This is a genomic window from Lysobacter sp. HDW10, assembly GCF_011300685.1.
Classification (GTDB): Bacteria; Pseudomonadota; Gammaproteobacteria; order Xanthomonadales; family Xanthomonadaceae; genus Solilutibacter.
In genome coordinates this window covers 632,116-656,063 of sequence record NZ_CP049864.1, presented here as the reverse complement: position 1 = coordinate 656,063, position 23,948 = coordinate 632,116, and the positions used below count along the sequence as shown (strand labels likewise).

At 58.7% G+C, this 23,948-nt stretch carries 24 protein-coding genes; 21 read left to right on the top strand and 3 right to left on the bottom strand.

Features of this window, described 5'->3' with window-relative positions; all coding sequences use genetic code 11:
* Positions 1 to 63: 63 nt before the first annotated feature.
* The 7 genes from glnA to G7069_RS03270 are packed head-to-tail and all read left to right on the top strand — an operon-like array spanning position 64 to position 7,655.
* Entirely contained in the window at positions 64 to 1,473 is a 1,410-nt protein-coding gene (gene glnA / locus G7069_RS03300; RefSeq protein WP_166294246.1) for a type I glutamate--ammonia ligase, read from the top strand.
* A 59-nt stretch (positions 1,474 to 1,532) separates the two neighbouring features.
* Positions 1,533 to 2,021, top strand: a complete 489-nt coding sequence (locus G7069_RS03295) for a DUF4442 domain-containing protein (RefSeq protein WP_166294244.1) — start codon at positions 1,533 to 1,535, stop codon at positions 2,019 to 2,021.
* A 21-nt stretch (positions 2,022 to 2,042) separates the two neighbouring features.
* Positions 2,043 to 2,432, top strand: coding sequence for a DUF2946 family protein (locus G7069_RS03290; protein ID WP_166294242.1), 390 nt, complete (start codon positions 2,043 to 2,045; stop codon positions 2,430 to 2,432).
* Between the two features lie 53 nt (positions 2,433 to 2,485).
* Positions 2,486 to 4,564 (top strand): TonB-dependent copper receptor, encoded by a 2,079-nt coding sequence (locus G7069_RS03285; RefSeq protein WP_166294240.1) that lies wholly within the window; start codon positions 2,486 to 2,488, stop codon positions 4,562 to 4,564.
* A gap of 60 nt (positions 4,565 to 4,624) precedes the next feature.
* Positions 4,625 to 5,659: an ATP-binding protein gene (locus G7069_RS03280; RefSeq protein ID WP_166294238.1), complete on the top strand. Its 1,035-nt coding sequence runs from the start codon at positions 4,625 to 4,627 to the stop codon at positions 5,657 to 5,659.
* Positions 5,643 to 7,055, top strand: coding sequence for a nitrogen regulation protein NR(I) (ntrC, locus tag G7069_RS03275; protein ID WP_166294236.1), 1,413 nt, complete (start codon positions 5,643 to 5,645; stop codon positions 7,053 to 7,055). The genes G7069_RS03280 and ntrC overlap by 17 nt, the downstream gene beginning before the upstream one ends.
* A gap of 51 nt (positions 7,056 to 7,106) precedes the next feature.
* Positions 7,107 to 7,655, top strand: a complete 549-nt coding sequence (locus G7069_RS03270) for a superoxide dismutase family protein (protein WP_166294233.1) — start codon at positions 7,107 to 7,109, stop codon at positions 7,653 to 7,655.
* Positions 7,656 to 7,658: 3 nt separating this feature from the next.
* Here the strand turns inward: G7069_RS03270 and G7069_RS03265 are convergent, their stop codons facing one another.
* Positions 7,659 to 8,543, bottom strand: coding sequence for a hypothetical protein (locus G7069_RS03265; RefSeq protein WP_166294231.1), 885 nt, complete (start codon positions 8,541 to 8,543; stop codon positions 7,659 to 7,661).
* Positions 8,544 to 8,641: 98 nt separating this feature from the next.
* Here G7069_RS03265 and G7069_RS03260 point away from each other — a divergent pair, with 98 nt between their 5' ends.
* On the top strand, positions 8,642 to 9,919 hold the full coding sequence (locus G7069_RS03260) for an acetyl-CoA C-acetyltransferase (protein ID WP_166294229.1): 1,278 nt from the start codon (positions 8,642 to 8,644) through the stop codon (positions 9,917 to 9,919).
* A 7-nt stretch (positions 9,920 to 9,926) separates the two neighbouring features.
* Here the strand turns inward: G7069_RS03260 and G7069_RS03255 are convergent, their stop codons facing one another.
* The gene (locus G7069_RS03255; RefSeq protein WP_205758742.1) at positions 9,927 to 10,718 is read right to left on the bottom strand and encodes a uroporphyrinogen-III synthase; all 792 of its coding nucleotides are present in this window, start codon (positions 10,716 to 10,718) and stop codon (positions 9,927 to 9,929) included.
* 36 nt (positions 10,719 to 10,754) lie between these two features.
* Here G7069_RS03255 and G7069_RS03250 point away from each other — a divergent pair, with 36 nt between their 5' ends.
* The 12 genes from G7069_RS03250 to trpA all read left to right on the top strand — a co-directional run bounded on the left by G7069_RS03250 (position 10,755) and on the right by trpA (position 20,332).
* On the top strand, positions 10,755 to 11,204 hold the full coding sequence (locus G7069_RS03250; RefSeq protein ID WP_166294223.1) for a YiiD C-terminal domain-containing protein: 450 nt from the start codon (positions 10,755 to 10,757) through the stop codon (positions 11,202 to 11,204).
* Between the two features lie 32 nt (positions 11,205 to 11,236).
* The gene (locus tag G7069_RS03245; protein ID WP_166294221.1) at positions 11,237 to 11,656 is read left to right on the top strand and encodes a hypothetical protein; all 420 of its coding nucleotides are present in this window, start codon (positions 11,237 to 11,239) and stop codon (positions 11,654 to 11,656) included.
* Between the two features lie 110 nt (positions 11,657 to 11,766).
* Complete coding sequence (locus G7069_RS03240) at positions 11,767 to 12,153, top strand: rhodanese-like domain-containing protein (protein WP_166297472.1); 387 nt, start codon at positions 11,767 to 11,769, stop codon at positions 12,151 to 12,153.
* Between the two features lie 79 nt (positions 12,154 to 12,232).
* Complete coding sequence (secB, locus tag G7069_RS03235; protein ID WP_166294219.1) at positions 12,233 to 12,751, top strand: protein-export chaperone SecB; 519 nt, start codon at positions 12,233 to 12,235, stop codon at positions 12,749 to 12,751.
* Between the two features lie 3 nt (positions 12,752 to 12,754).
* Positions 12,755 to 13,813: an NAD(P)H-dependent glycerol-3-phosphate dehydrogenase gene (locus G7069_RS03230; protein WP_166294217.1), complete on the top strand. Its 1,059-nt coding sequence runs from the start codon at positions 12,755 to 12,757 to the stop codon at positions 13,811 to 13,813.
* A 182-nt stretch (positions 13,814 to 13,995) separates the two neighbouring features.
* A complete protein-coding gene (locus G7069_RS03225) occupies positions 13,996 to 15,393 on the top strand; it encodes an anthranilate synthase component I family protein (protein ID WP_166294215.1) in 1,398 nt (465 codons plus the stop codon).
* Entirely contained in the window at positions 15,390 to 15,965 is a 576-nt protein-coding gene (locus G7069_RS03220) for an aminodeoxychorismate/anthranilate synthase component II (protein WP_166294213.1), read from the top strand. The genes G7069_RS03225 and G7069_RS03220 overlap by 4 nt, the downstream gene beginning before the upstream one ends.
* Positions 15,962 to 16,993 (top strand): anthranilate phosphoribosyltransferase, encoded by a 1,032-nt coding sequence (gene trpD, locus G7069_RS03215; RefSeq protein ID WP_166294211.1) that lies wholly within the window; start codon positions 15,962 to 15,964, stop codon positions 16,991 to 16,993. Before G7069_RS03220 ends, trpD begins: the two co-directional genes overlap by 4 nt.
* Positions 16,986 to 17,798 (top strand): indole-3-glycerol phosphate synthase TrpC, encoded by an 813-nt coding sequence (locus tag G7069_RS03210; RefSeq protein ID WP_166294209.1) that lies wholly within the window; start codon positions 16,986 to 16,988, stop codon positions 17,796 to 17,798. Before trpD ends, G7069_RS03210 begins: the two co-directional genes overlap by 8 nt.
* Positions 17,795 to 18,418, top strand: coding sequence for a hypothetical protein (locus G7069_RS03205; RefSeq protein WP_166294207.1), 624 nt, complete (start codon positions 17,795 to 17,797; stop codon positions 18,416 to 18,418). The genes G7069_RS03210 and G7069_RS03205 overlap by 4 nt, the downstream gene beginning before the upstream one ends.
* On the top strand, positions 18,393 to 19,592 hold the full coding sequence (gene trpB, locus G7069_RS03200) for a tryptophan synthase subunit beta (RefSeq protein WP_205758741.1): 1,200 nt from the start codon (positions 18,393 to 18,395) through the stop codon (positions 19,590 to 19,592). Before G7069_RS03205 ends, trpB begins: the two co-directional genes overlap by 26 nt.
* Positions 19,589 to 20,332, top strand: a complete 744-nt coding sequence (trpA, locus tag G7069_RS03195; RefSeq protein WP_166294203.1) for a tryptophan synthase subunit alpha — start codon at positions 19,589 to 19,591, stop codon at positions 20,330 to 20,332. The genes trpB and trpA overlap by 4 nt, the downstream gene beginning before the upstream one ends.
* Before the next feature lie 216 nt (positions 20,333 to 20,548).
* On the opposite strand, the gene trmL is transcribed toward trpA, so the two are convergent.
* On the bottom strand, positions 20,549 to 21,016 hold the full coding sequence (gene trmL, locus G7069_RS03190; protein WP_166294201.1) for a tRNA (uridine(34)/cytosine(34)/5-carboxymethylaminomethyluridine(34)-2'-O)-methyltransferase TrmL: 468 nt from the start codon (positions 21,014 to 21,016) through the stop codon (positions 20,549 to 20,551).
* Positions 21,017 to 21,104: 88 nt separating this feature from the next.
* On the opposite strand from trmL, the gene G7069_RS03185 reads away from it, so the two are divergent.
* Positions 21,105 to 23,948, top strand: coding sequence for a pitrilysin family protein (locus G7069_RS03185; RefSeq protein ID WP_166294199.1), 2,844 nt, complete (start codon positions 21,105 to 21,107; stop codon positions 23,946 to 23,948).

The following is a 23,948-nucleotide window of genomic DNA, read 5'->3' as shown; positions in this document are numbered from 1 at the left end:
GGCTTGAAGAATAGTTGGCACGCGGATTGCTTTAAACAAAGCATCCTTCCGCCAGAGCCGACCATGTCCATCGAAAATGTCCTGAAACTCGTCAAAGACCACGCCATCGAATTCGTTGATCTGCGTTTCGCGGACATGCGTGGCGTGCAGCACCACGTCACCTTCCCAGCCAACATCATCGACGAAAGCCTGTTCGAAGACGGCCGCATGTTTGACGGCAGCTCGATCACCGGTTGGCGCGGCATCCAAAATTCCGACATGGTCTTGTTGCCGGACGCATCGACCGCGGTGATCGACCCGTTCACGATGCACCCGACGTTGATTTTGACCTGCGACATTCTTGACCCCGCAACCATGCAGGCCTACTCGCGCGATCCGCGCGGTGTCGCGCGTCGTGCGGAAGCCTACTTGAAGGCAAGCGGCATCGCAGACCAAGCGTTCTTCGGCCCGGAGCCGGAATTCTTCATTTTCGATTCCGTACGATTCGCCAACGAGATGGGTCACACCTTCTTCCAAGTGGATTCCGAAGAAGCGCATTGGAACTCAGGCCGCGACTACGACGGTCGCAACCACGGCTACCGTCCGATGGTGAAGGGCGGCTATTTCCCGGTCGCACCGCTCGATTCTTTGCACGACATCCGCGCTGAAATGTGCAAAACCTTGACCGATGCCGGCATCGAAGTCGAAGTGCATCACCACGAAGTCGCAAACGCCGGCCAATGCGAAATCGGCACGCGCTTCGATACCTTGGTGAAGAAGTCAGACGATTTGTTGACGATGAAATACATCATCAAGCAAGTCGCACATCGCGAAGGCAAGACCGTGACCTTCATGCCGAAGCCCATCGTCGGCGACAACGGCAGCGGCATGCACGTGCATATGTCTTTGGCCAAAGGCGGTCAAAACTTGTTCTCGGGTGACGGCTACGGCGGTCTGTCACAAATGGCCTTGTGGTACATCGGCGGCATCTTCAAACACGCGCGCGCCATCAATGCATTCACCAACAGCACCACCAACTCGTACAAGCGTTTGGTGCCGGGCTATGAAGCACCGGTCATGTTGGCCTACTCGGCTTCGAACCGCTCCGCTTCCTGTCGTATTCCGCACGTCGCGAATCCGAAAGCACGTCGCATCGAAATTCGTTTCCCGGATCCGATGAACTCCGGCTACCTCATCTTTGCCGCCTTGATGATGGCGGGTCTCGACGGCATCAAGAACCAAATCGATCCGGGTAGCCCGAGTGACAAAGATTTGTACGACTTGCCCCCGGAAGAAGAAAAGAACATTCCGACCGTGTGTCATTCACTCGACCAAGCCTTGGAAGCGCTGGATAAAGATCGCGACTTCCTCAAAGCCGGCGGTGTGTTTACCGACGATTTCATCGATGCCTATATCGGTATGAAGCACAAGGAAGTCACAGCGTTTCGCGCTGCGACGCACCCGCTCGAGTATCAGATGTACTACACGATCTGATCCTGTTTCGAATGGACAGACCCCCGCGCACTGCGGGGGTCTTTCGTTATGCTTGTTTGATGAAGAAAAAAGACCCGAGCGTGTTTCGCGCACGCATGACAAGCCGCTGGAAAGTCGGCCTCTTTTTCAGTTACAAAATGCCCTTGGCCTTTTTTGCTGGCCTGCGTATCACGCGGCTCGATGCGCAGCAGTGCACGGTCACCGTGCCGCATGGCTGGCGCAGCACGAACCCGTTCAAATCCACGTACTTTGCAGCGCAAAGCATGGCGGCAGAACTCTCCACCGGCGCCATGCTCTTGGCAGAGCTGGATGCATTGCCATTAAAGACCGGCATGCTGGTCAAGCACCTCAGTGCCGACTTCGGAAAGCGCGCGATCGACATTGCAGCCTTTACCTGCACTGAGGGTGCGAAAATCACCGCCGCGGTCGAAGAAGCTGTTCAAACCGGTGCGCCGGTGTTGGTCGATCTTGAAAGCGTCGGCGTGATGCCGGATGGCACCGAAGTGTCGCGCTTCAAGTTCACTTGGTCGGTCATCGCCAAGCAATAAAAAGCGTAGAATTTGCGCGGAATGAACGTCCCTCGTCGCCATCCTCTGCTGACCCAACTCGCGTTGTTTGCAGCGCTGCTGATGGCCTTTGCACCGGGCGTGAGTCGGATGTTGGCGGAGCCGTCCAATCCGATCGGCACGATCGTGGAAGCGATGTGCACAAAAGTCGGCATGCAGTACATCAGTCTGCCGATGAGCATTCATGACAAGGCGGCAACACCTGCAAGCAAACACGCAGAGACGTGTGGCTATTGCGCCTTGCTAAACGGTACCGCGCTGCTTGCCATTGCCATCTTGATTGTGGCGACCGCAACGGTCGCGCGCGTGCTGTTGCCACGGCCGCAACGTGTTGCCTATTCGATCGCTTGCACAAACACGCTGGGTGCGCGAGGCCCACCGCTGTACGCCTGATTCCTGACTCACGTTGCAGGCCACGGCCTGCCGTCAACGAATTTGGAGTACACATGAACGCTTATAAAAGGGTCGCGTCTGCACGCGCCTGCTTGGCTATGGCTGTCGCTTGCGCCCTCTACGCCACCTCTGCGGCTGCGCAAGAAAAAACGAACGACAACGCACAAACGCAAGACCAACACACTTACTTCGAGCACGTCGTGGTGACCGCGACACCCGTTTCGCCGCTTGTGTTTGAAGTAGAAACGAAACTGCCCCGGCAACCCATGCCCGCCAGCGATGGTGCGGACTATCTGAAAACCGTGCCGGGTTTCAATGCCATTCGCAATGGCGGCACCAATGGTGACCCCGTGCTTCGCGGCATGCACGGCTCACGGCTCAACATTTTGACGAACGAAGGCAACATGCCGGGCGGCTGTCCTGCGCGCATGGACAATCCGCTGTCCTACGTCTCGCCGGAGAACTTCGACCGGCTGATCGTGGTGAAGGGGCCGCAAACGGTGCAGTGGGGGCCAGGCGCATCAGCGGGCACCATTCGCTTCGATCGCCTTGGCCAACGCATGACGGAGGGCGGTTTCGAAGGCAACGGCCATCTGATGGTCGGCGCGTTTGATCGTCGCGATGCAGCGGTCGATCTTCGCTTTGGCACGCCCACCGCGTTTGTACGCACAACACTGAATCAAGCCGAATCCAATGACTACGAAGATGGCAATGGCGTTGCTGTGCCATCTGCTTGGAAGAAGTGGAATGCCGATGTCAGTCTTGGCTACACACCGAACGATGACACGGTGATTCAACTCAATGTCGGCACGGGAGATGGTGAAGCCAAGTACGCAGGACGCGGCATGGACGGTCGCCAGTTCAAACGTGAGCACGTCTCTGTGCAAGCACGCACGCAGCATCTCGTCGGCCGATTGAACGGCTATGAAGCAACGCTGTATTACAACCGCGCCGATCACGTCATGGACAACTACAGTCTGCGCACACCCCATCCGCAGAGCATGATGGCGATGCCTATGTTCGCCAATGTCGACCGCACCACACTCGGGGGCCGCGCTGCGCTCACTTGGGCGCTAGGCCAAGTCGAACTCGTGACCGGCGCCGACTTCAGTCGGAGTCAACATCGCAACCGCTCCGGCAGCGCGGCGATTGCCCCCGAACATCTGCCGTGGGTCGAAGATGCGCGCATAGACAACACAGGCGTATTCGTCGAAGGGATGTGGAAGTTCACCGGGCGCTCGCAACTCGCCTTCGGTGCACGCACGGATACTGCACGTGTGCACGATCTGCGTGCAAAAACCGACGGCATGATGCCGCGCGCAAATCCAAGTTTCAATCAAACGCGCACTGCCGACTTGCAAAGTGGCTTCCTTCGCTTTGAGCACAATCTGTCGCCACGCTTGGCGGTCTACGCCGGTCTCGGCCATGTGGAACGCATGCCGGACTATTGGGAATTCTTTTCCGCGAGCGTCGGGCCGGTCGGAAGTGTCAATGCATTTACCGCACTCAAACCCGAACGCACCACGCAATGGGATTTCGGGGTGGCGTATCGCACACCTGCGTTGCAACTCTGGGCGAATGGCTATCTCGGTCGCGTGCACGACTACATTCAATTCACCAATCTGCAGATGGGCATGATGATTGGCGCGCGCGCAGACAATATCGACGCACGCATCCGCGGCTTTGAAGCGGGTGGCAGTTGGCGTTTCGCAGGTCACTGGAAAACGGAAGGCAGCGTGGCCTACGCCTGGGGTGAGAATCGCAGCCAAGGTCGACCCTTGGGTCAGATCACGCCCATGGAGGCGCGCGGGTCCATTGCCTACGAAACCCAAAAGTGGAGTGCATCCATCTTGGGCCGCGGTGTTCGCGGGCAACACCGTATTGCGCCTGGCCAGGGCAACGTCGTGGGGCGTGATCTTGAAGGCAGCCGCGGTTTCAGTACGTGGGCCATCAATACGAGCTGGCACCTCAACAAGCAGTGGCTGTTGAGTGCCGGTGTCGACAATGTGTTCAACCGTCTCTACAGCGAGCATCTGAACCGCACAGGGAGCGTCGATTTCGGCTATCCGGCGAATCCCATCCGCATCAATGAACCCGGTCGGACGCTGTGGTTGAAGTTGACCTGGCGCTAGCACCCGTTGCGCCGTGCGTCATAGGGGGCCGATGCGTTGCATTTGCCCCATAATGGTGCAATGGCTATCGGCGCACACATCGATGCTCTGCAAACACCGGTCCTGTGCTGTGACGCGGCGGGCATCATCCAGCACGCGAACCCTGCGTTCGCGCGCTGGCTCCAAGTCGGCCAACGCCGCTTGCTCAATCAGCCGGTCCGCGCGCTGGAAATGCAAGACCGTCGCTTGACCGACACCTTGGTCGAGTTCAAAGCCGAATCGCCGCCCGTCAAATTACACCGTGTCGCCTTTGCCATGCCGGGTCTGCCGCTGACGCGATTCGCCGACGTGCTGATCGCCCACACGCAGGATGGCTTTGTCGTGGAAGCGCATCCGGTGGATGAGTTCTCCACCGCAACCAGTAGCGAAGCGCTGTCCGCTGCGATCGCTGCAGCGATGAAAGGACTCGCACACGAACTGCGCAATCCTTTGGCGGGCATTCGTGGGGCCACTCAGTTGCTCGAGCGCCGACGTGACGAAGTCCAAGACGACACCTTGTTGCGATTGATTCAATCCGAAGTGGATCGCCTTACACACATGTTGGATCGACTCATTTCGCCGCATGCCGAAACGCCGCACAGTGCGCTCAACATGCACGCCATATTGGATCGCGTTCAGCGCCTCGCCGAAACCGACGCAGGCTGGGCGGTCAAGATCAATCGTGATTTCGATCCGAGTCTGCCCGACATTGAAGGCGACGCCGATCGGCTGACCCAAGCGGTTTGGAATTTGGTGCGCAATGCAATTGAAGCAGGCTCGAGCCAAGTGATTTTGCGCACGCGCGCAGAGCACGGCACGCGCATCGCCGATGTACAACACGCTTTGTGCCTCAGACTCGACATCGTTGACGACGGCACAGGCGTGCCTGAGTCGCTCGCCGAACAAGTGTTTTTACCGCTGGTCACCGGGCGCGCCGAGGGCAGTGGACTCGGGCTTGCACTGGCGCAACAAGTGGCGCGTGAACATCGTGGCACTGTCAGTTACAAATCACGACCTGGCCACACCGTGTTTACGCTCACCCTGCCGTATGCCCCGAGTGATGGCGATGACGAATGAATCTTCCATTTGGGTCGTCGACGACGATCCGGCCGTTCGCTTCGTGCTATCGACTGCGCTCTCCGATGCCGGCTACGCGGTGGCGTCATTCGCACACATCGCCGCAGTTGAAGAGGCACTTGCGTCAGGGCGCGCACCCCGCGTGTTGTTAACCGATGTCCGCATGCCCGGCGAAGATGGCCTGAGCTTTCTTGCACGATTCAAGGCGACACACACAGATACACCCGTGATCGTCGTGAGCGCGTTCACCGACGTCAAATCCACCGCCAGCGCGTTTCGCAATGGCGCTTACGATTTCATTTCGAAACCGTTTGATCTCGACGACGCCGTGCAAGTCGTTGCGCGTGCCTTCGGCACCATCGATCAAGCGCCAGTGATCGACACGCCACCTGCGCTGGAAATTCCGCAGCTGATCGGACAAGCACCGTCGATGCAAGCCTTGTTCCGCACCTTGGGGCGTGCGGCACAAACGCCGATGAGCGTGCTGATCACCGGAGAAACGGGTACCGGCAAAGAACTCATTGCGCGCGCGCTGCATCTGGAATCGCGACGTGCGGCGGCACCTTTTATTGCGCTCAACACGGCGGCCATTCCCACGGAGTTGCTGGAGTCAGAACTCTTTGGTCACGAAGCGGGCGCGTTCACGGGCGCGCAGAAGCGACATCTGGGCCGTTTTGAACAGGCAAACGGCGGCACACTGTTTTTAGATGAAATCGGCGATATGCCGGCGGCTTTGCAAACACGCTTGTTACGCGTGTTGGCAGAAGGTGAGTTCTTTCGTGTCGGTGGTCGAGAGTTGATCGGTGTAGACGTGCGCATCATTGCTGCCACCCACCAACCTTTGGAGCGTTTGGTCAGTGAAGGCAGATTTCGCGCGGATCTGTTGCATCGCTTGGATGTCATCCGCGTCGTTGTGCCGCCATTGCGCGCGCGCAAAGAAGACCTGCCCGACTTAGCAAATGCATTCTTGGCCGCCTGCGCGCACAAGATGGGTGTACGCAAGAAGCATTTTGATCGCGGCGCGCTCAAACTGCTGCGGGCATACGACTGGCCAGGCAATGTGCGCGAGCTGGAGAATCTCTGTTGGCGCGTCACCGCGTTGTCCGCAGCTGAAAAAATCGGTGCGCGTGAAGTGGAGGCCGTCATGCAGGGCCCGCGCGAAGCGGCCGACAGTGCTTGGGAAAGCGCACTGAGTGAATGGGCAGCAGACGCCTTAGCCAGCGGCGCATCTGCGCCCTATACCCACGCCAAAGCGCGCATGGATGACATCCTCATGCGTGAAGCCTTGAAAGTGACGCGCGGGCACCGCGGCGACGCGGCCCAGCGTTTAGGCGTTGGCCGCAACACGCTCACGCGCAAGCTCGGCTCATCGCGCGATAAGACGTCGTCAGACTAAGTGCACACCGGAAATGTTTGAATCACTATTCGAAATGAGGAGTCAAGAACGATGAAAAATGGATTGATCTTGAGTGTGGCCGTGTTTGCGTTGGCGGCATGCGCCAGCCCGCGTGAAGAAGGCAGCGCCACCCAGCAAGAAAGCGCAGACAAGGCAGCAAGCGCGGTGATGGCGGCAAAATCCGGCAGCCAAGTCGCAGGCACCTTGGAAATGATGACGATGGGGAAGGGTGTGCACGTGATGGGTACGCTCACGGGTCTAACACCGAACCAGTCATTCGGTTTTCATGTGCATGAAAAAGGGGATTGCAGTGCAGCCGATGCCACCAGCGCCGGTGGACATTTCAACCCCACAGGCCAACCCCATGGCAGTGCCGAATCAAACGCACACCATGCCGGTGACATGGACAACATCAAATCGGACGCCAACGGTACCGCGCGCGTGAGCTTCCATATCGAAAATGTCGAATTGGGTGATGGCAGTGCCACCGATATCAACGGCCGCGCACTGATCGTGCATGCCAAGCCGGATGACTACACATCGCAGCCTTCCGGCAATGCGGGCGATCGCATCGCTTGTGGCGTGATTACGCTGAAGTAAGGCTCACAGCTGCGCGCGGGCATCCGTCAGGCCCGCGCAGCAGTCAAACACGACAGGAATGCCGTGTGTTTCCAACACCGCAGCGATCTGACGCTGACGCGCTTCGAAAAATTTCAGCATGCGGCCAATACGCGCTTCATCATCTTGCGCATCGCCGTAGTGCGCGCGCCACGCCTCAGGCGTGAACAAGGCCATATGCGCCTCACCGCGTTCAAGCTTCACCAGCGGCTCGGGGCCTGCATCCAACCAAGTCGTTTCGTTCGGTGCAAACAATGCCGACTCAATCAAGGGCCACACCGCGGTCAGCCCCATATTGTCGTACTGCATAGACGTCATGGCGATCAAATCATTCAAGGTCAGAAATCGCACGTGTTCGATTTTTGCACCGAGTACGTTCTGTAGAAACAACGCTGTTTCTGCGCGCGCCATACCGCGGTCCAACAGTTCGTTTTCGAGTGTGTCCGCGAGCTTGGCGAGCGCTTCTGTTTGTCCGACGCGCGCCGACACCAAGAACGGCATGATGCGCAACGCGCCGCCACGCATATCGACATCGCACTGCAGCGGTAGGGGCACTTCACCGGTGTCATCCGCACCCAATGCAATCACACGCGCATCCAAAGTTTGCCCGGGTGCACGCGCATACAGTTCGATCAAACGTTGATGCAAAGGCCAGCCCGGGCGCACTGCTTCCGCCGGATCAAAATGGGCAGCTGCCAAGGTCAAATCAAAGTTCGCAACGTCCGGCACCAACAGACTGAGGTCGTGTGCCAACAAACCCGCCAAGGTCTCTGCGTCCGTACGGTTTAGGGCGGCATGTTCGGGTTGTGTCCCCGGCGAAAGCTCCAGTGCAATCAGGCAGCGCACATTGCGGTCGGTATTTAGGCTCATCTCGCTCTGAACGCTTCGGAAAACCGGCTGAATAGGCTTTAATTGTAAGTGACAGTCACGCACGCGCGTTGACGCACACTTGGAACAAGGATTCTGAAATGAAAAGCTTGCGACCCGTCGCCGTTCTCGGCGGTAGCCGAATTCCGTTTTGTCGTCAGAACACGGCCTATGCCGATGTGGGCAATTTGGGATTGTCGATTCGTGCCTTGGGTGCCACGGTTGAAAAATTCGATCTGCAAGGTGAAGTCTTGGGCGAAGTGATCATGGGTGCCGTGATCAAACATTCGTCGGATTGGAATCTCGCGCGTGAAGCCGTGTTGTCTTCGGGCTTGTCGCCGCTGACACCGGCAATCACTTTGCAACGCGCATGCGGTACGTCACTCGATGCGCTCGTCGCCATCGGCAACAAAATCGCCACAGGCCAAATCGAAGCGGGCATCGGTGGGGGTTCCGACACCACCTCTGATGTGCCGATTGTGTACAGCGACAAACTTCGCCGCATTTTGTTGAACGCAAATGCTGCAAAGACCACGATGGACAAGCTCAAGACCTTCACCAAGTTTCGCTTGAGTGCGTTGAAGCCCTCGTTCCCGGGCGTTGCAGAGCCGCGTACCGGAAAATCCATGGGCCAACATTGCGAAGAGATGGCGCGCCAATGGGGCATCACACGCGAAGCGCAAGATGCACTCGCCGTCAGCTCGCACAAAAAGCTCGCAGCCGCCTACGAGCGGGGCTTCTTTGATGACCTCGTTGTGCCGTTCCGCGGTGTCAAACGCGACAACATTCTGCGCCCGGATTCCAGCATTGAAAAACTCGCAACCTTGAAGCCGGCGTTCGACAAGACCTCAGGCAAAGGCACACTGACTGCAGGAAACTCCACCCCCCTCACCGATGGCGCTTCCGCCTGTTTGCTAGCCAGCGAAGAATGGGCGCGCGCGCACAACATTGAACCTCTGTGCTATTTGCGCGACGCGCAATCGGCAGCCGTTGATTTTGTTGGTGGCGAAGGTCTGCTCATGGCGCCGACGATTGCAGTGCCGGAAATGCTGGCGCGTAACGGCTTGACCTTGCAAGACTTCGACTTCTACGAAATTCATGAAGCCTTCGCCGCGCAAGTGTTGTGCACCTTGAAGGCATGGGAAGACGAAACCTATTGCAAAACACGTCTTGGCTTACCCGCTGCACTCGGCGCCATCGATCCCGCAAAAATGAATCCCAACGGCTCGTCCCTGGCGACAGGCCACCCGTTTGCTGCAACCGGCGCACGCATCATTGCAACGGCGGCAAAAGAGCTGGCGCAGCGTGGCAGTGGCCGTTGCTTGGTCAGCATTTGTACGGCGGGTGGTATGGGTGTGGTTGCGATTTTGGAACGCTAATGCCGTATCAGGCGCGCAGCGCAGTCAGCGCTGCCGCCACCAAATCTTCAGGCATGGGCGAGTGCGCGAGCACAACGCGATTTGAAAAGGCGGCGGTCTCCGGATATCGGGGCAGTTGGCTTGCTTCGATGTTCGAAGCCATTTTCGCCAAGCGCTCACTCGCCGCCACAATAAGCCAGTCTTCAAACCGTGCGTCCTGCGGGACCCAGCGCAACACGTTTTCAAACGCCTCCGCGCTGGTCAATGCCAACACACGTGGTCCCACCGCTGCACACACCGCACGCCATTCCGATGCGGTGATTTCACGCGGCACACGCGCATAGATATCTGCGCGCGTCACCACTGCGCCACGCGCTTCCAAGGTGGGCTGCAACACACCGCGCCCGCCTACACCTGTCACCAAACCAATCTCCTGGCCGTCGACTTCGGTGAGCTCGGGCATCGCCAACAGGCCTTCGCTATCCATGCGGTCTGGCGCACGCGTTTGCCGAACGCCGCGATTGACCAAAGTTTTCTGCGTGCCGGCACCTGTTGCGATCACCGTCTTTCGATTCAATGCGCCCGCAAGGTCCAGCACTTCTGCAGCAACATTCACTGCCGTAGGGCTTGTAAACAAGACGAGCGGCTTGCGCAACGCGTAAAGTAAACGGGTTAAAGTGTCGTCCCCCAAGCGCGTTTCGATGTCCAAAGCGTCGAGTGGCATCAATTGACCACCGGCCTGAGCCACTGCATTTGAAAGTGGCGCACTCAAGGACAAAGGGCGCGTAGAAAGTAAGTGCCAGCGGGCCGGTGAATTCATTTTCCGTGCTTGGTAATGGCAAAAAGAGAGCATAGCGTGACTGTGGAAATACACCCGAAACTTCTGGCGGAATTCAACGCGATGTTGCCGCTGCAACATATGCAGGCACGGGTGCTGGATTACGATGGCCGACGCATGCGCATTGCGGCACCGTTGGCACCCAATCTCAATGACAAAGGCACCGCCTTCGGTGGCTCGATGGCCTCATTGATGACCATCGGTGGTTGGCTTTTGGTGAGTCAAAACCTGATGGATGACACCTGTCACCCCGATGTGTTCGTCACCGAATCTTCTTCGCATTTCAGCCGCATCGTCACAACAGACATGATTGCAACGGTGTGGCTCGCGGCCAATTCGTTTGAAAGTTTGGCCCTGCAAATGCACCGCCGCGGCAAAGTGCGCGTGCGGACCGAAGCCAAGATCGAAGGCGCCGATGGCATCACGGGTGCTGTGATGTCTGCCGTTTACGCCGCCATCATCAAGTAAGATCAAAGCGCGAACAGCGACGGAGTAGCAGCATGCGATCTTTGAAGTGGATCTTGATACTGGCAGCGGTTCTCGGACTTTCGAGCTGCGCCACCGAAGGCAAGCGTCAAATGACCGCATTGGAACGTGCGCAATATGCATGGACTGCCGCGATCCGTTGGGGCGATATTCCAGGCGCATGGAAGCAACTCGATCCCGACTACCGCACCCAGCACGCGTTGACCGACATTGTTGTCAGCCGCTACAAGTTGGTGGAAGTCACGGGTTACACCGTGATGGATTCGAACACGCTCGGCCCCGAAGATTTCGAGCGCACGATCGACATCACGGTTGTTACCAAAAAAGATATGTCGGCACGAAATGTCACCTACAACGAGCGCTGGCATTACGACGCGGAATCCAAGGCCTGGTGGGTCACCAGCGGCCTGCCAAATTTCTGGGAAGGCCACTAAGTTGGCAATCGGGCGCAGGTAGGGGACAATCCTTGACCTAGCTCTGATCCCATGTGGCGAGAAACGTGCAAGAAATCATAGAGTTTGCGGGGCACAATGCGCTCCTTTCGATGGCCCTTGTCGGCATCACCTTGGCCTTGATCTATACCGAGGTCATGCGTCTGTTTCAGGGTTTCAAAGGCATTAACCCCGCCACGATGACCCGTCTCATGAATCATGAGAATGCCTTGGTGGTCGACTTGCGCTCGTCCAGCGAATTCCAAGCCGGGCACATTTCCGGCTCTAAAAATGTGCAGATGAACCAGTTTGACCCTGAAAACAAGCTGCTTTCGGGCGTCAAAACCCTGCCCATCGTGCTGGTGTGCAAAGCCGGCACCACTGCATCCGGTGCTGCCAAACGTCTGGTCAAAGCCGGCTTCAAGCAAGTGTCCGTGCTCGACGGCGGTATCGGTGCTTGGCAAAGTGCAGACCTGCCACTGGTAAAAGGCCGGAACTGACCCCAAGTCTTAAAAGACGGCGGAAAACCGCCGCATGCAATAATTCCATCTTTCACCCGAAATTCACTCAGGAACGACCATGTCCGACGAAAACATCGCCTTGAACGGCGCAGAGGCACCGGCAGAAGCCACCGGCGCGACCTTCATGATCGAAAAGATCTACACCCGCGACATTTCGTTCGAAGTGCCGAATGCGCCGCAAGTGTTTACCGAACAAGGCCAGCCGGAATTGCAAATGAACCTTGCACAGCGCATGGGCCAAATCGCAGAAAACGTCTACGAAGTCGTGTTGACGGTCACCATCACCTGCACCATGAACGGTAAGAATGCTTACCTCGCAGAAGTGCAACAAGCCGGCATCTTCGGCTTGCAAGGTTTTGATGCACAAGGCCTCGACGCCATGCTCGGCGCACATTGCCCGAACATCTTGTATCCGTATGCACGTCAATCCATTTCCGACATGATCGTTGCTGGCGGCTTCCCGCCGTTCTACATGCAGCCGATCAATTTTGACGCGCTGTACGCCCAAAGCTTGCAACAACGTGCGGAAGGTGCACCGGCCTTGGCCGATGGCACGGAGACCGCAGGAAACGCCTGATCCATGACGGCGGAAAACGCGCCCCGCATTACCGTCCTCGGTGCCGGTTCGTGGGGCACGGCACTCGCCGCGCTCATTGCGCGGCACGGGCATCCCGTCACCCTTTGGGGGCGGGACGCCAACATGATTGAATCCATCAATTCAAGGCACGAGAACCCGCGTTATTTACCGGGCATCTCCTTGCCAACGAATTTGCGTGCCAGCACGGATTTCGCGGGCACGGTCGCCGAAGCGGATTTGTTATTGGTTGTGGTGCCCTCACACGCATTTGCGGAAACCTTGCGTGCGCTTGCGCCCCATCGCAAGGCAGGTACGGGCGTGTCTTGGGCCACCAAGGGCTTCGAGCCGGGGAGTGGCCGCTTCTTGCACGAAGTTGCCGAATCCGTCGTAGGCGAAGATGTGCCTTTGGCCGTTGTGACAGGTCCCTCTTTCGCCAAAGAAGTGGCCGAAGGGCTGCCCACTGCGCTCACCGTGCACGGCGATGAAGCCTTTGCCCAACAAGTGGCAGACATATTGCACGGGAGTGATTTCCGCGCCTATACCGGCGACGACATGAAAGGCGCCGAACTCGGTGGCGCCATGAAAAACGTCCTGGCCGTGGCGACCGGTGTCTCCGACGGCATGGGTTTAGGTCTAAATGCACGCGCCGGACTCATCACACGCGGCCTCAATGAAATGTTGCGTTTGTCTGCGGCGATCGGTGCAAAGCCCGAAACCCTGATGGGCTTGGCAGGCTTGGGCGATTTAGTGCTCACCTGTACCGGCGATCTGTCGCGCAACCGCAGATTGGGTCTCGCCATCGGGCGCGGCAAATCGATTGAAGACGCGGTGCGCGAGATCGGCCAAGTCGTGGAGTCGATTCAAACGGCCGACGAAGTGATGCGATTGGCACATCGCGAAGGCATTGATCTGCCGATCACTGCGGGTGTTCAAGCGGTGTTGCATGGCGAATGCTCGCCGGTCGAAGGTTTGCAACGGCTCTTGTCACGCGATCAGAAACCCGAATATCCGCACACCTTGTTCAAGGGGCCGCTTGACAGCCCGACTGATTCTGCGGTTTGATGCTGACCATGAACACCCAACAGCAACATTCGACACTCGATACACGCGCAGCACTGCGCGGTTGGTGGCGTTGTGGCTCGGGGGCTTCGGCAGGCGCCTGAGCGCCCGCTTGTTCATCACCTCCCGAGCCCGGTCCAAAAGACCGGGCTTTTTTATTGCCTGAAATTCACTGAAGGATCGCCATGTTGTTGCGCTACCGCTTACCTGCTGACCTGATTACACCGCTAGGCACCTATCTGGCCTTGCGTTCGCACGGCGCGAGTTTGCTGTTGGAAAGTGCTGACCAAGGCGAACGCGTCGGCCGTCATAGCTTTGTCTTGCTGGAAGGCGAGGGTGAGGTGCAACTTGCAATGCCGGCGACAGGCTGGGTGCAGGCATTGCGCGATTTGGCCGGGCCATTGGATGCGTCGCGCGGTGAGTTGATGCAAGACTCAGAGCTCGCAGACGATGCGCGCGCACCGATGCCAACAGGCGTCGGCATTGCAGGCTACGTGGGTTTCGAAGCACTCGCGGCGAATGAAACGACGATTGGTTTACCCACGCGGAACAGCTTCGGCCTACCCAGCGTGTATGCCAAGCGTTTCGATGCGGCCGTGGTGTTTGATCATTTGCATCAAGTCGCAGAGATCCAAGTGCGCGCGGACACGCACGCGCACGCGTGCGAAAAGATCAGGCAAATTCGAATCGCGGTGTACCAGCCGGTGTTGCCACGCGATGATGCGGGCCAACCCACCTTGCATCCTTTGATCTCGCGCAACGAATTCAAACAGCACGTGCGCGACACACTGCAACGCATCAAGGCCGGCGATGTCTATCAATTGGTGCCGAGCCAAAGACTTCGCGTCGATGCGCCGCCTTCACCGCTTACGGCATACCGCCGCATGCGTCGCTTGAACCCCAGTCCCTACGGATTTTTGCTTGAGTGGGATGCCGTTTCACTTGCGGGTGCATCCCCCGAAATGTTGGTGCGTGTGGCGCAGCAAGAGGCAGAAACGTTGCCGATCGCCGGCACCGTCACGCGCGGTGCAAACGATGCGGAAGATCGCGCACGTTTTGAAGCGCTGATTGCCGACAAGAAAGAACTTGCCGAACATCAAATGTTGGTTGATCTCGCGCGCAATGATCTCGGTCGCGTTGCGCGCCCGGGCGGTGTGCGTGTTGAAAACCCCTTGGCCTTGCAACGCACCAGTCACGTCTTGCACATCACGACAACGGTAAAGGCCACACTGCAACCCGACTTGGATGCTTTGGACGTGCTTGCTTCCGCATTCCCGGCGGGCACTGTCAGTGGTGCGCCGAAGATTCGCGCGGCGCAGCGCATTCGTGAAATGGAAGACAATGCACGTGGCCCTTACGGCGGTGCACTCATTCGACTGTCGCCCGATGGCGCGCTCGACAGTGCCTTGATTCTGCGCACAGCGATTTACGCCAATGGAAGTGCATGGCTGCAAGCGGGTGCCGGCATCGTTCGAGCCAGTGACCCGGAAGCCGAATACCTCGAAACCTTGCACAAGATGGCCGCGCCCGCACAGGCGCTCGGTGTGTCATTGGCGGGGCTGATGTCAGAGGTGTCGGCATGATTCTGCTCATCGACGCACTCGACAGCTTCACCTACAACTTGGTGCAAGCCTTTCAAATGATCGGTGCCGACGTCGAAGTCGCGCGCTATGACGCCATCACGCTCAACGACATTCACGCGCGCGCACCACAAGCCATCGTGCTGTCGCCAGGCCCGGGCCATCCGACGGAGTGCGCGCCGCATATGCAAGTCGCGGCAAGCGATCTTCAAATTCCGATCCTCGGTGTGTGTCTCGGCCAGCAAGCCTTGGTTGCTGGCACCGGCGGCAAGGTGACTGAAGCGGTGGAGCCCCTACACGGTGAACACACCTTGATCAGCCATCACGGCGTGAACTTGTTTGAAGGGCTGCCACAGCCTTTAAAAGTCGGTCGATACCACAGCTTGATTGCCGATGCGGCCACACTGCCCGCGTGCTGGCGCGCCACCGCACACACCGACGCCGGAGAAATCATGGCGATCGAACATCTCGCGCTTCCACGTTGGGGCGTGCAATTTCATCCCGAAAGCATTCTTACGCCCGATGGCGCAGCCCTTCTTCGCAACTTCCTCCGCATGTCCGGACTGACCAAATGACTTTACTCACCACACACAATCCCATGCATGCGCTTTCCGCCGACACAGCGGCGGAATTGATGCGCATGTATATCGATCAAGACACCGACCCACTCTTGGTGGGCGCTTGCCTCGCGCTGATGGCGCAACGTGAGCCGCGCGCAGACGAACTGTTTGCATTTGCGCAAGAGCTGCTCAAGGTAGCCGAACCGTTTCCCCGTTCATCGCTGCGCTTGTTGGATACCTGCGGCACCGGCGGTGACGGCGCAAGTACTGCCAACCTGAGCACACTCGCCGCGCTGCTGTTGGCACATCTGGGTGTGCCAGTGGCGAAACATGGCAATCGGGCGGCCACGTCCTTGTGCGGCAGTGCCGATGTGCTGGAAGGATTGGGCTACGTTTTGCAACGCACACCCGAAGCCGTGGCAAACGACCTGCAGACACATCAATTCGCATTCTTGTTTGCACCGAGCTACCACCCTTTGCTGGGTCGATTAAAAGAAATTCGCAAGCGCTTGGGTATCCCGACCATCTTCAATGTGTTGGGACCGCTGCTGAATCCCGCACGGCCTGCGCTGCAAGTCTTAGGTGTGAATCGGCGCAGCTTGATGCAGCCCATGGCGCAGGCACTTGCGATGCAAGGCATCGAACGTGCATTCGTAGTGCACGGTCTCTCCGCCGAGGGCTGCGGCATGGACGAGCTGTCCATCGAAGGGCCCAGCTTTGTGGTGGAAGTGCGCGACAACACAGTGCGTGAAGAAGTCACCTTGGTACCGCGCGAACTCGGGATGGGCATGCCGGCCCAACACGCATTGCGGATCGAATCGCGCGAAGAAGCCATCGATGTCGCCTCAGCCATGCTTGCGGGCCAGTTACACCCCGCGTACCGAGACGAAGTCGCCAATGCCGTAGCGCTGCAAGCTGCCTTAGGTCTGGTGCTGCATCGTGATCAAGCACTGACATCTCTGTGCGACGGCCTGCATGAAGCAAAGGCTGTCTTGCAACGCGGATTCACCGCACCCTTTGCACGCGAGGCCGCACATGCATAAGCCCGTATTGCCCACCTTGGACCAAGTGCTGGCGGCCGCTGCACCAACGCCAGCGACACATCTTGGACGCGTGGTGTTGTCTGAAGCGCAACGCGCACACGTCATGCCGAACAGTCCACTTGAAGCACGGCCTTTGGAACATACATTCGAGCGCGCACTGCTAAACGCGAAACAACAGCGCGGTGGCGCCATCATTGCAGAGTACAAACGCGCCTCACCGTCATTAGGTGCGTTCGCCGCTGATCGCGATTTCCGCGAACAACTGCTCGCCTATCGCAACGGCGGCGCTGCCTGCGTCTCGATCTTGGCTGAACCGAACTTGTTTCAAGGCAGCACAGCGGATGTCGTGGCGGCTGCGGAATTCGGCATGCCGCGCATCTACAAAGGCTTTGTCTTAGGTGAGGCACATCTCAAAGAGGCACAGGCGAGCGGTGCGCAGGCGGTGCTGCTGATTGCGCGCGTGTTGAAGGCATACACCGCAGTCTTCGCAGACGCTGCACGCAGTGCAGGTCTTGAGCCGCTGGTCGAGCTGCATGATCTTTCCGAGATCGACTATGCGCGCCAAGCGAAGGCGCGATTGGTCGGTATCAATGCGCGCGACCTCGCCAGTTTTTCAATCAGTTCACCCGATGCCAGCCCATTGCGTGCTGCATTTCCGGATGCCGTTTTGATTCGTGAGTCCGGCCTGCGCGATCCTGAAGACATTCAAGCCGCCTTTGCGCAGGGCTTCGATGCCGTGTTGATTGGTGAAGCTTTGATGCGCAGCGAAGACCCGCAAAAATTCTTGGAGGCGGTGTACGCATGACGCGCATGTTGGCCAAAGTGTGCGGTCTCACCCATGCAACGGATCTCGCCCGCGCACAGGCGGTGGGCGCGGAGCTGCTCGGTTTCGTTTTCCATCCTGAGAGCCCACGGCATTGCCAAGATCTGCTGCAGCTTGCACCGCAAGCCGGCGATCGCGGTGTCTTGGTGACCGTCGCGGACACGCTTGCACCCATCCTTGCGCTGCTGGCGCAAACACCGCTGCAACGCGTGCAACCGTATCTGCCTGTGGACGTGCGCGCCGCCGCGGTACACGAACTTCGTGCCGCGGGTTACCAAGTGTTGCTCCCGTGGTACGACGCGCCCGATCAACCGCACATCGACGCCGAACTCTATATCTGGGAAACCGCGCAGGGTGACACCGGTGTGCATGGTGGCTCAGGTCAAACACATTCGGGACGCTATCCGCCACCAGGCCCTTTTCTCCTTGCAGGCGGTATGTCGGCAGAGACCGTGGCCGCGCGCGCTGACGCGCTTGATCCGATCGCGCGATCTGCACTCCGCGGTTTCGACGCGGCCAGTCGACTCGAGTCCACACCGGGTCGAAAAGACCTTGATCGGCTTAATGCATTTGTAAATGAGGTACATCGTTATGCAGTTTGAACTCCCCACACGTTTTGGACGCGAACAACTCGGTGGTTGTTTTGCGCCAGAAACCTTGATGACGCCGCTGCTCGAACTTGAGCGTGCCTTTATCGAAGCCATGGCAGACCCGGGCTTCTCAGGCGAACTGCGCGCGCAATTGCGTGACTTCGTCGGTCGTCCCACCGCGCTAACCGAAGCGCCGAGACTGGCAGCAGCCACCGGTCTCAAGCGCGTGTTCTTGAAGCGCGAAGACCAGTGCCACACAGGCGCACACAAGATCAACAACGCGATCGGCCAAGCATTGCTTGCGGTACGCATGGGCAAGAAAGAAATCATTGCGGAAACGGGCGCAGGTCAACACGGTGTGGCCACTGCCGCCGCATGCGCGCGACTAGGTCTGCCTTGCACCGTCTACATGGGTGTCACCGACATGGCACGCCAAGCGCCGAATGTGGCACGCATGCGCATGTTTGGTGCGCAAGTCGTTGGTGTTGAAAGCGGGCAGGGCACACTCAAAGAGGCCGTCAATGCAGCCTTGCGCGCGTGGGCAGCACGATGCGATCAGGCGCACTACATTCTGGGCAGTGCCCTCGGCCCGCATCCCTTTCCCACCATTGTGCGCAGCCTGCAAACCGTGATCGGAGAAGAAGCGCGCGAACAATACGTGGCACGCACCGGTCAGTTGCCGCAAGCGGTCATTGCCTGTGTCGGCGGTGGCAGCAACAGCAGCGGTTTGCTGATGCCTTTCATACACGACGACGTACGTCGCATTGCCGTTGAGGCGGGTGGTCATGGCACGGCTTTGGGCGAACATGCAGCGAGACTCGAGGGCGGCACGCTCGGAGTACTGCACGGCTGCAAAACCTTGGTGCTACAAAACGCCTACGGTCACACCGCCGAAACGGCATCTGTCAGCGCGGGACTCGACTATCCCGCACTCGGGCCAGAGATTGCTGCGCACGCATTGGAAGGCCGGATTGAGGTGTGGCGTGCGAGTGACGCAGAAGCATTAGCCGCCGCACATCAGCTGTGCGCGTTGGAAGGCATCTTGCCTGCACTTGAATCGAGCCATGCCCTCGCGATGCTGTCGCGCCTTGCGTCAGAAGGCGTGTCAGATGTCTTGCTTGGCCTCTCCGGTCGCGGTGATAAAGACCTCGCCACCTATCAATCACACATGGGCGAATTGCAATGAGCCAAGTCCTTCCTTTCATCATGGCGGGCTACCCGACGCATAACGCGCATCTCGCACAATTGGCTGCGGCGAAAGACGCAGGCATCGAGGCCATCGAACTCGGCATTCCGCACTCTGATCCAATCGCGGATGGCCCGGTACTGCAAGCGGCCGCACACGCTGCCATCCACAATGGCACACACCTGCGCTCGGTGCTGTCTTCACTGGTGGGCTTGAAAGACACGCCCGACATCGTGCTCTTCAGCTATTTCAATCCATTGCTTCAGATCGGCTTGAACGAGTTGTTAGAGGCACTGCGTGATACCCCTGTGCGTGCGCTGCTCGTCGTCGATCTACCCTTCGGTGAAGCACCAGACTTCGAAACTGCTTTGCGCGAAGCGGGCTATCCCTTGATTCCGCTGCTCACACCGACAACCTCGATCGAACGCGCCAAACAAGTGCTTGCAGAACGCCCGGACCCCGGGCCACAAGCGCCCTTCGCGCAGCGCTTCGCCTACGTCGTCGCACGCCTCGGGATCACCGGTGAAAACACGCACGCATTCGATGACATCCACGCGCGCGTGCAAGCCCTGCAAGGCATCACCGAGCGTCCGCTCGCAGTGGGATTCGGTTTAGGCGATGCCAACAGTTTGCAGCGCGTGCGCGCCATGGGCGTCACCCCGATTGTCGGCTCGGCCCTCGTAGAAGCGCTGGGTTCGACACAGCCGCTAGCCACCACGTTCGCAGCGCTGACTAAATAAAGTCCGGATAAAAAAACAAGGCCCGGGGGGAGCCGGGCCTTGCGAGGGTGAATACGTCGCCGGGGAGGGAGGTGACGACGCATCGGCACGGTGGTAAGAGGGGAGTCTTGAACCACCGGCAAGGCCAGTATGGTCTGCCTGGACCCCACTTGCCTATGCCGAAAGTCTGGATAGTGATCCTCGGCACATATCAGGGCCAAAGTGGTCACCCCCGATTCAGATTGCGGCCCCTTCGAAGCCCGATTGCCGCCACGCTTCGAACACCACCACCGCCACGGTGTTCGACAAGTTCAGACTCCGATTGTCAGGACGCATCGGCACCCGCAGACGTTGCTCGGGCGGTAAGGCATCCAAAACAGCCTGTGGCAGGCCCGCAGTCTCACTGCCAAATAGGACGGCATCACCGTCTTGCCATGCCACTTGGTCATAGCGCGCACGGCCCCGCGTGCTCAGTGCGAAGACCCGGCGCGGGGCAATGACGGCCAAGGCGGTTTCCAGGTCCGGATGCACCTGCATTCGGGCGAATTCGTGGTAATCGAGCCCGGCGCGACGCATTTGCTTGTCGTCAATCTTGAAGCCCAAGGGCTCGACCAAATGCAAATGCGCCCCCGTATTGGCACAGAGGCGGATGACATTGCCGGTATTCGGCGGAATTTCGGGGCGGTGAAGAATGACGTGCAACATCGGAGTTCCCTGACTTGTTGCCTAGTGTGCCAAAGGAAAGATCGCGTTACCCTTGATGTTTCCCTCGGACCTTAAATCACACATGAACATGAAGCTTCGTCCAGCCTCACTTGCCCTCGCGCTCGGTGCGGCGCTCATTTCGATGAACCCGGCCATGGCCGCCTCGCCGGCAAAGGCGCAAGGTGCGCAGCTCGCCATCCCGGCAACGCAATTCACCTTGCCGAATGGTTTGAAGGTCATCGTGCACGAAGACCGTAAGGCGCCCGTCGTGGCCTTGCATGTGTGGTACCGCGTGGGTTCGAAAGACGAACCGGCAGGCAAGACGGGCTTCGCCCACTTGTTCGAACACTTGATGTTCAACGGCTCAGAGAACCATCCGGGCGAATACTTCGGTCCGTTTGAAAAGGCCGGCGTCAGCAACATCAACGGCACCACCTGGTTGGATCGCACCAACTACTACCAAGTGGTCCCGACCACTGCGCTCGATATGGCGCTGTGGATGGAATCCGACCGCATGGGTCACTTGCTGGGTGCCATCAATCAAAAGGTGCTCGACGAACAACGCGGCGTCGTTCAAAACGAAAAGCGCCAAGGTCAGAACCAACCGTATGGCCGCGTCGACGAAGTGATGCTGCCGGAAACCTTCCCGTCGAATCACCCGTATCACCACGACACCATTGGTTCGATGGACGACTTGAACGCCGCTTCGCTTGAAGACGTCAAGAACTGGTTCCGCGATTACTACGGCGCTGCAAACACGGTGCTCGTTCTGACCGGCGACATCGACGCCAAGACCGCCAAAGAAAAAGTCATGAAGTACTTCGGCGACATCGCACCGGGTCATCCGGTTGCCCGTCAAGCCGAGTGGGCCGCGCCGCGTGCAACGTCGACGCGCAATCAAATGGAAGACCGCGTTGCACAAACGCGCATCTACCGCGAATGGAACGTGCCGGCCCGCAGCGAACGCGACTACGTGTTGCTTGATATCGCAGCCGACGTCTTGGGCGGCGGTAAAACCTCGCGCCTGTATCAGCGCTTGGTCTTCCAAGACAAGTTGGCGGACAGTGTGAGCGTGGGAATCACCCCGTTCCAGTTGGCGAGCCAATTCCAATTGTTTGCTGACGTGAAAAAGGGCGTCGATCCGGCCAAGGTTGAAGCCGTGATCGCCGAAGAGTGGGCCAAGTTCCTCAAAGACGGCCCGACCAACGATGAGTTGTCGCGCATCAAGATGGCGAACCGCGCTTCGATGACGCGCAGCCTTGAACGCATCAACACCAAGGCCAACTTGTTGGCTGAAAGCGAACTCTATCTGGGCAACGCCAACAACTGGAAGCGCACCTTTGATTGGAACCAATCCGCGACAGCTGCCGATATCTTGGCTGCGTCGAAGCAGTGGATCAGCAAAGGCGACTACACCATCACTGTTGTCCCGGCAAAAGGCACGCCTGCAGAACCGAAGATCACCCCGCTGCCCGCAGGGGCACGTCCGGCCGATATCGCTGGCGCTTCGACAGACAAACTGAAAGCCACGCCTTCCTCACTGGATCGCAAACTGGGCGTGCCGGCCGTGACCTCGTTCCCGGAGATCAGCTTCCCGAACGTGCAACGCGGCAAGCTCGACAATGGCATCGAAGTGATCTTGGCCGAGCGCCACTCGGTACCGGTCGTTGCTCTGAACATGTTGTTCGACTCAGGCGCGGCCAGCGATGCCGGCCACAAGCTGGGTCTGGCAGGCTTCGCCACCGGCATGCTCGATGAAGGCACGGCCAAGCGTTCCGCCACGCAAATCGCACAAGACCGCGAACGCTTGGGCTTGAACCTCGGCACCGGTTGCAGCCTCGACACCTGCACCGTGACCGCCAATGCATTGAAGTCGAATCTGACCCCGTCGCTTGAGTTGGTGGCAGACGTTGTGCGCAATGCTGCGTTCAACACCGCCGACATCGAACGTCTGCGCGGCCAATGGTTGGCACAGATCGAACAAGAAAAGACCGAGCCCGACCAAATCGCGGCGCGTTTGTTGGCACCCTTGGTGTATGGCAATGGTCATCCGTATGCGGTGCCGGGCACCGGTTCGGGCACCACGGCCTCGGTGAAGTCGATCACCCGTGATGACATCAGCAACTGGACCGCGCAGTGGATCCGCCCTGACAACGTCACGATCGTTGTAGCCGGTGACACCACGATGGCCGAGATCACCCGCGAATTGAACGCCGCATTCGGTAACTGGAAAGCAGCCGACGTTGCACGTGGGTCGAAGCACTTCACTGCGGCCAAACGTCAAAGCAAGCCGCGCGTGTTCTTGGTGGACAAGCCGGGCGCACAACAGTCCGTGGTCATCGCAGGTGACATCGCACCACCGACCTCGGTGCAAAACAACCTCGACATCAACACGGCCAACGGCGCATTCGGTGGCGCGTTCACTTCGCGTCTCAACATGAACCTTCGCGAAGACAAGCATTGGTCGTATGGCGCACGCAGCGGCATCGGCAATGCGCAACACGAGCGCATGTTCCGCATGGTGGCACCGGTGCAAACCGACAAGACCGCTGAATCCGTGGCCGAAATGGTCAAGGAAGTGAATTGGGTGCGTAACGACAAGCCGTTGACCCAAGCCGAGCAAGACAAGATCAATAACAACGCCATCCGCGCGATGCCGGGTCAGTACGAAACCATCGACGCTGTGATGTCGACCTTGGTCGGCAACCAGTTGTACAACCGCCCCGACAACTACGTGCAAACCCTGAAGGGTGAGTTGGAAGCACAAAAGTTGGCCGCGGTGAATTCAGCTGCGAAAGAAATCATCCACCCCGAAAGCCTGACCTGGGTGGTGGTGGGTGATCTCTCCAAGATCGAAGCCGGCGTGCGTGCTTTGAACTTGGGCAATGTCACCGTCATCGATACCGACGGCAATCCGGTCAGCAAAAAGTGA

Excerpts from the sequence above, each read along its gene's own strand:
- G7069_RS03280 (WP_166294238.1), top strand. The coding sequence starts at position 4,625 with ATGGCTATCGGCGCACACATCGATGCTCTGCAAACACCGGTCCTGTGC.
- G7069_RS03225 (WP_166294215.1), top strand. The coding sequence starts at position 13,996 with ATGTTGTTGCGCTACCGCTTACCTGCTGACCTGATTACACCGCTAGGC.
- glnA (WP_166294246.1), top strand. The coding sequence starts at position 64 with ATGTCCATCGAAAATGTCCTGAAACTCGTCAAAGACCACGCCATCGAA.
- G7069_RS03290 (WP_166294242.1), top strand. The coding sequence starts at position 2,043 with ATGAACGTCCCTCGTCGCCATCCTCTGCTGACCCAACTCGCGTTGTTT.
- trmL (WP_166294201.1), bottom strand. The coding sequence starts at position 21,016 with ATGTTGCACGTCATTCTTCACCGCCCCGAAATTCCGCCGAATACCGGC.
- G7069_RS03230 (WP_166294217.1), top strand. The coding sequence starts at position 12,755 with ATGACGGCGGAAAACGCGCCCCGCATTACCGTCCTCGGTGCCGGTTCG.
- G7069_RS03265 (WP_166294231.1), bottom strand. The coding sequence starts at position 8,543 with ATGAGCCTAAATACCGACCGCAATGTGCGCTGCCTGATTGCACTGGAG.
- G7069_RS03240 (WP_166297472.1), top strand. The coding sequence starts at position 11,767 with ATGGCCCTTGTCGGCATCACCTTGGCCTTGATCTATACCGAGGTCATG.
- G7069_RS03255 (WP_205758742.1), bottom strand. The coding sequence starts at position 10,718 with ATGAATTCACCGGCCCGCTGGCACTTACTTTCTACGCGCCCTTTGTCC.
- G7069_RS03205 (WP_166294207.1), top strand. The coding sequence starts at position 17,795 with ATGACGCGCATGTTGGCCAAAGTGTGCGGTCTCACCCATGCAACGGAT.
- ntrC (WP_166294236.1), top strand. The coding sequence starts at position 5,643 with ATGGCGATGACGAATGAATCTTCCATTTGGGTCGTCGACGACGATCCG.
- G7069_RS03245 (WP_166294221.1), top strand. The coding sequence starts at position 11,237 with ATGCGATCTTTGAAGTGGATCTTGATACTGGCAGCGGTTCTCGGACTT.
- G7069_RS03220 (WP_166294213.1), top strand. The coding sequence starts at position 15,390 with ATGATTCTGCTCATCGACGCACTCGACAGCTTCACCTACAACTTGGTG.
- G7069_RS03260 (WP_166294229.1), top strand. The coding sequence starts at position 8,642 with ATGAAAAGCTTGCGACCCGTCGCCGTTCTCGGCGGTAGCCGAATTCCG.
- trpD (WP_166294211.1), top strand. The coding sequence starts at position 15,962 with ATGACTTTACTCACCACACACAATCCCATGCATGCGCTTTCCGCCGAC.
- G7069_RS03285 (WP_166294240.1), top strand. The coding sequence starts at position 2,486 with ATGAACGCTTATAAAAGGGTCGCGTCTGCACGCGCCTGCTTGGCTATG.
- secB (WP_166294219.1), top strand. The coding sequence starts at position 12,233 with ATGTCCGACGAAAACATCGCCTTGAACGGCGCAGAGGCACCGGCAGAA.
- G7069_RS03270 (WP_166294233.1), top strand. The coding sequence starts at position 7,107 with ATGAAAAATGGATTGATCTTGAGTGTGGCCGTGTTTGCGTTGGCGGCA.
- G7069_RS03185 (WP_166294199.1), top strand. The coding sequence starts at position 21,105 with ATGAAGCTTCGTCCAGCCTCACTTGCCCTCGCGCTCGGTGCGGCGCTC.
- G7069_RS03210 (WP_166294209.1), top strand. The coding sequence starts at position 16,986 with ATGCATAAGCCCGTATTGCCCACCTTGGACCAAGTGCTGGCGGCCGCT.
- trpB (WP_205758741.1), top strand. The coding sequence starts at position 18,393 with ATGAGGTACATCGTTATGCAGTTTGAACTCCCCACACGTTTTGGACGC.
- G7069_RS03295 (WP_166294244.1), top strand. The coding sequence starts at position 1,533 with ATGAAGAAAAAAGACCCGAGCGTGTTTCGCGCACGCATGACAAGCCGC.
- trpA (WP_166294203.1), top strand. The coding sequence starts at position 19,589 with ATGAGCCAAGTCCTTCCTTTCATCATGGCGGGCTACCCGACGCATAAC.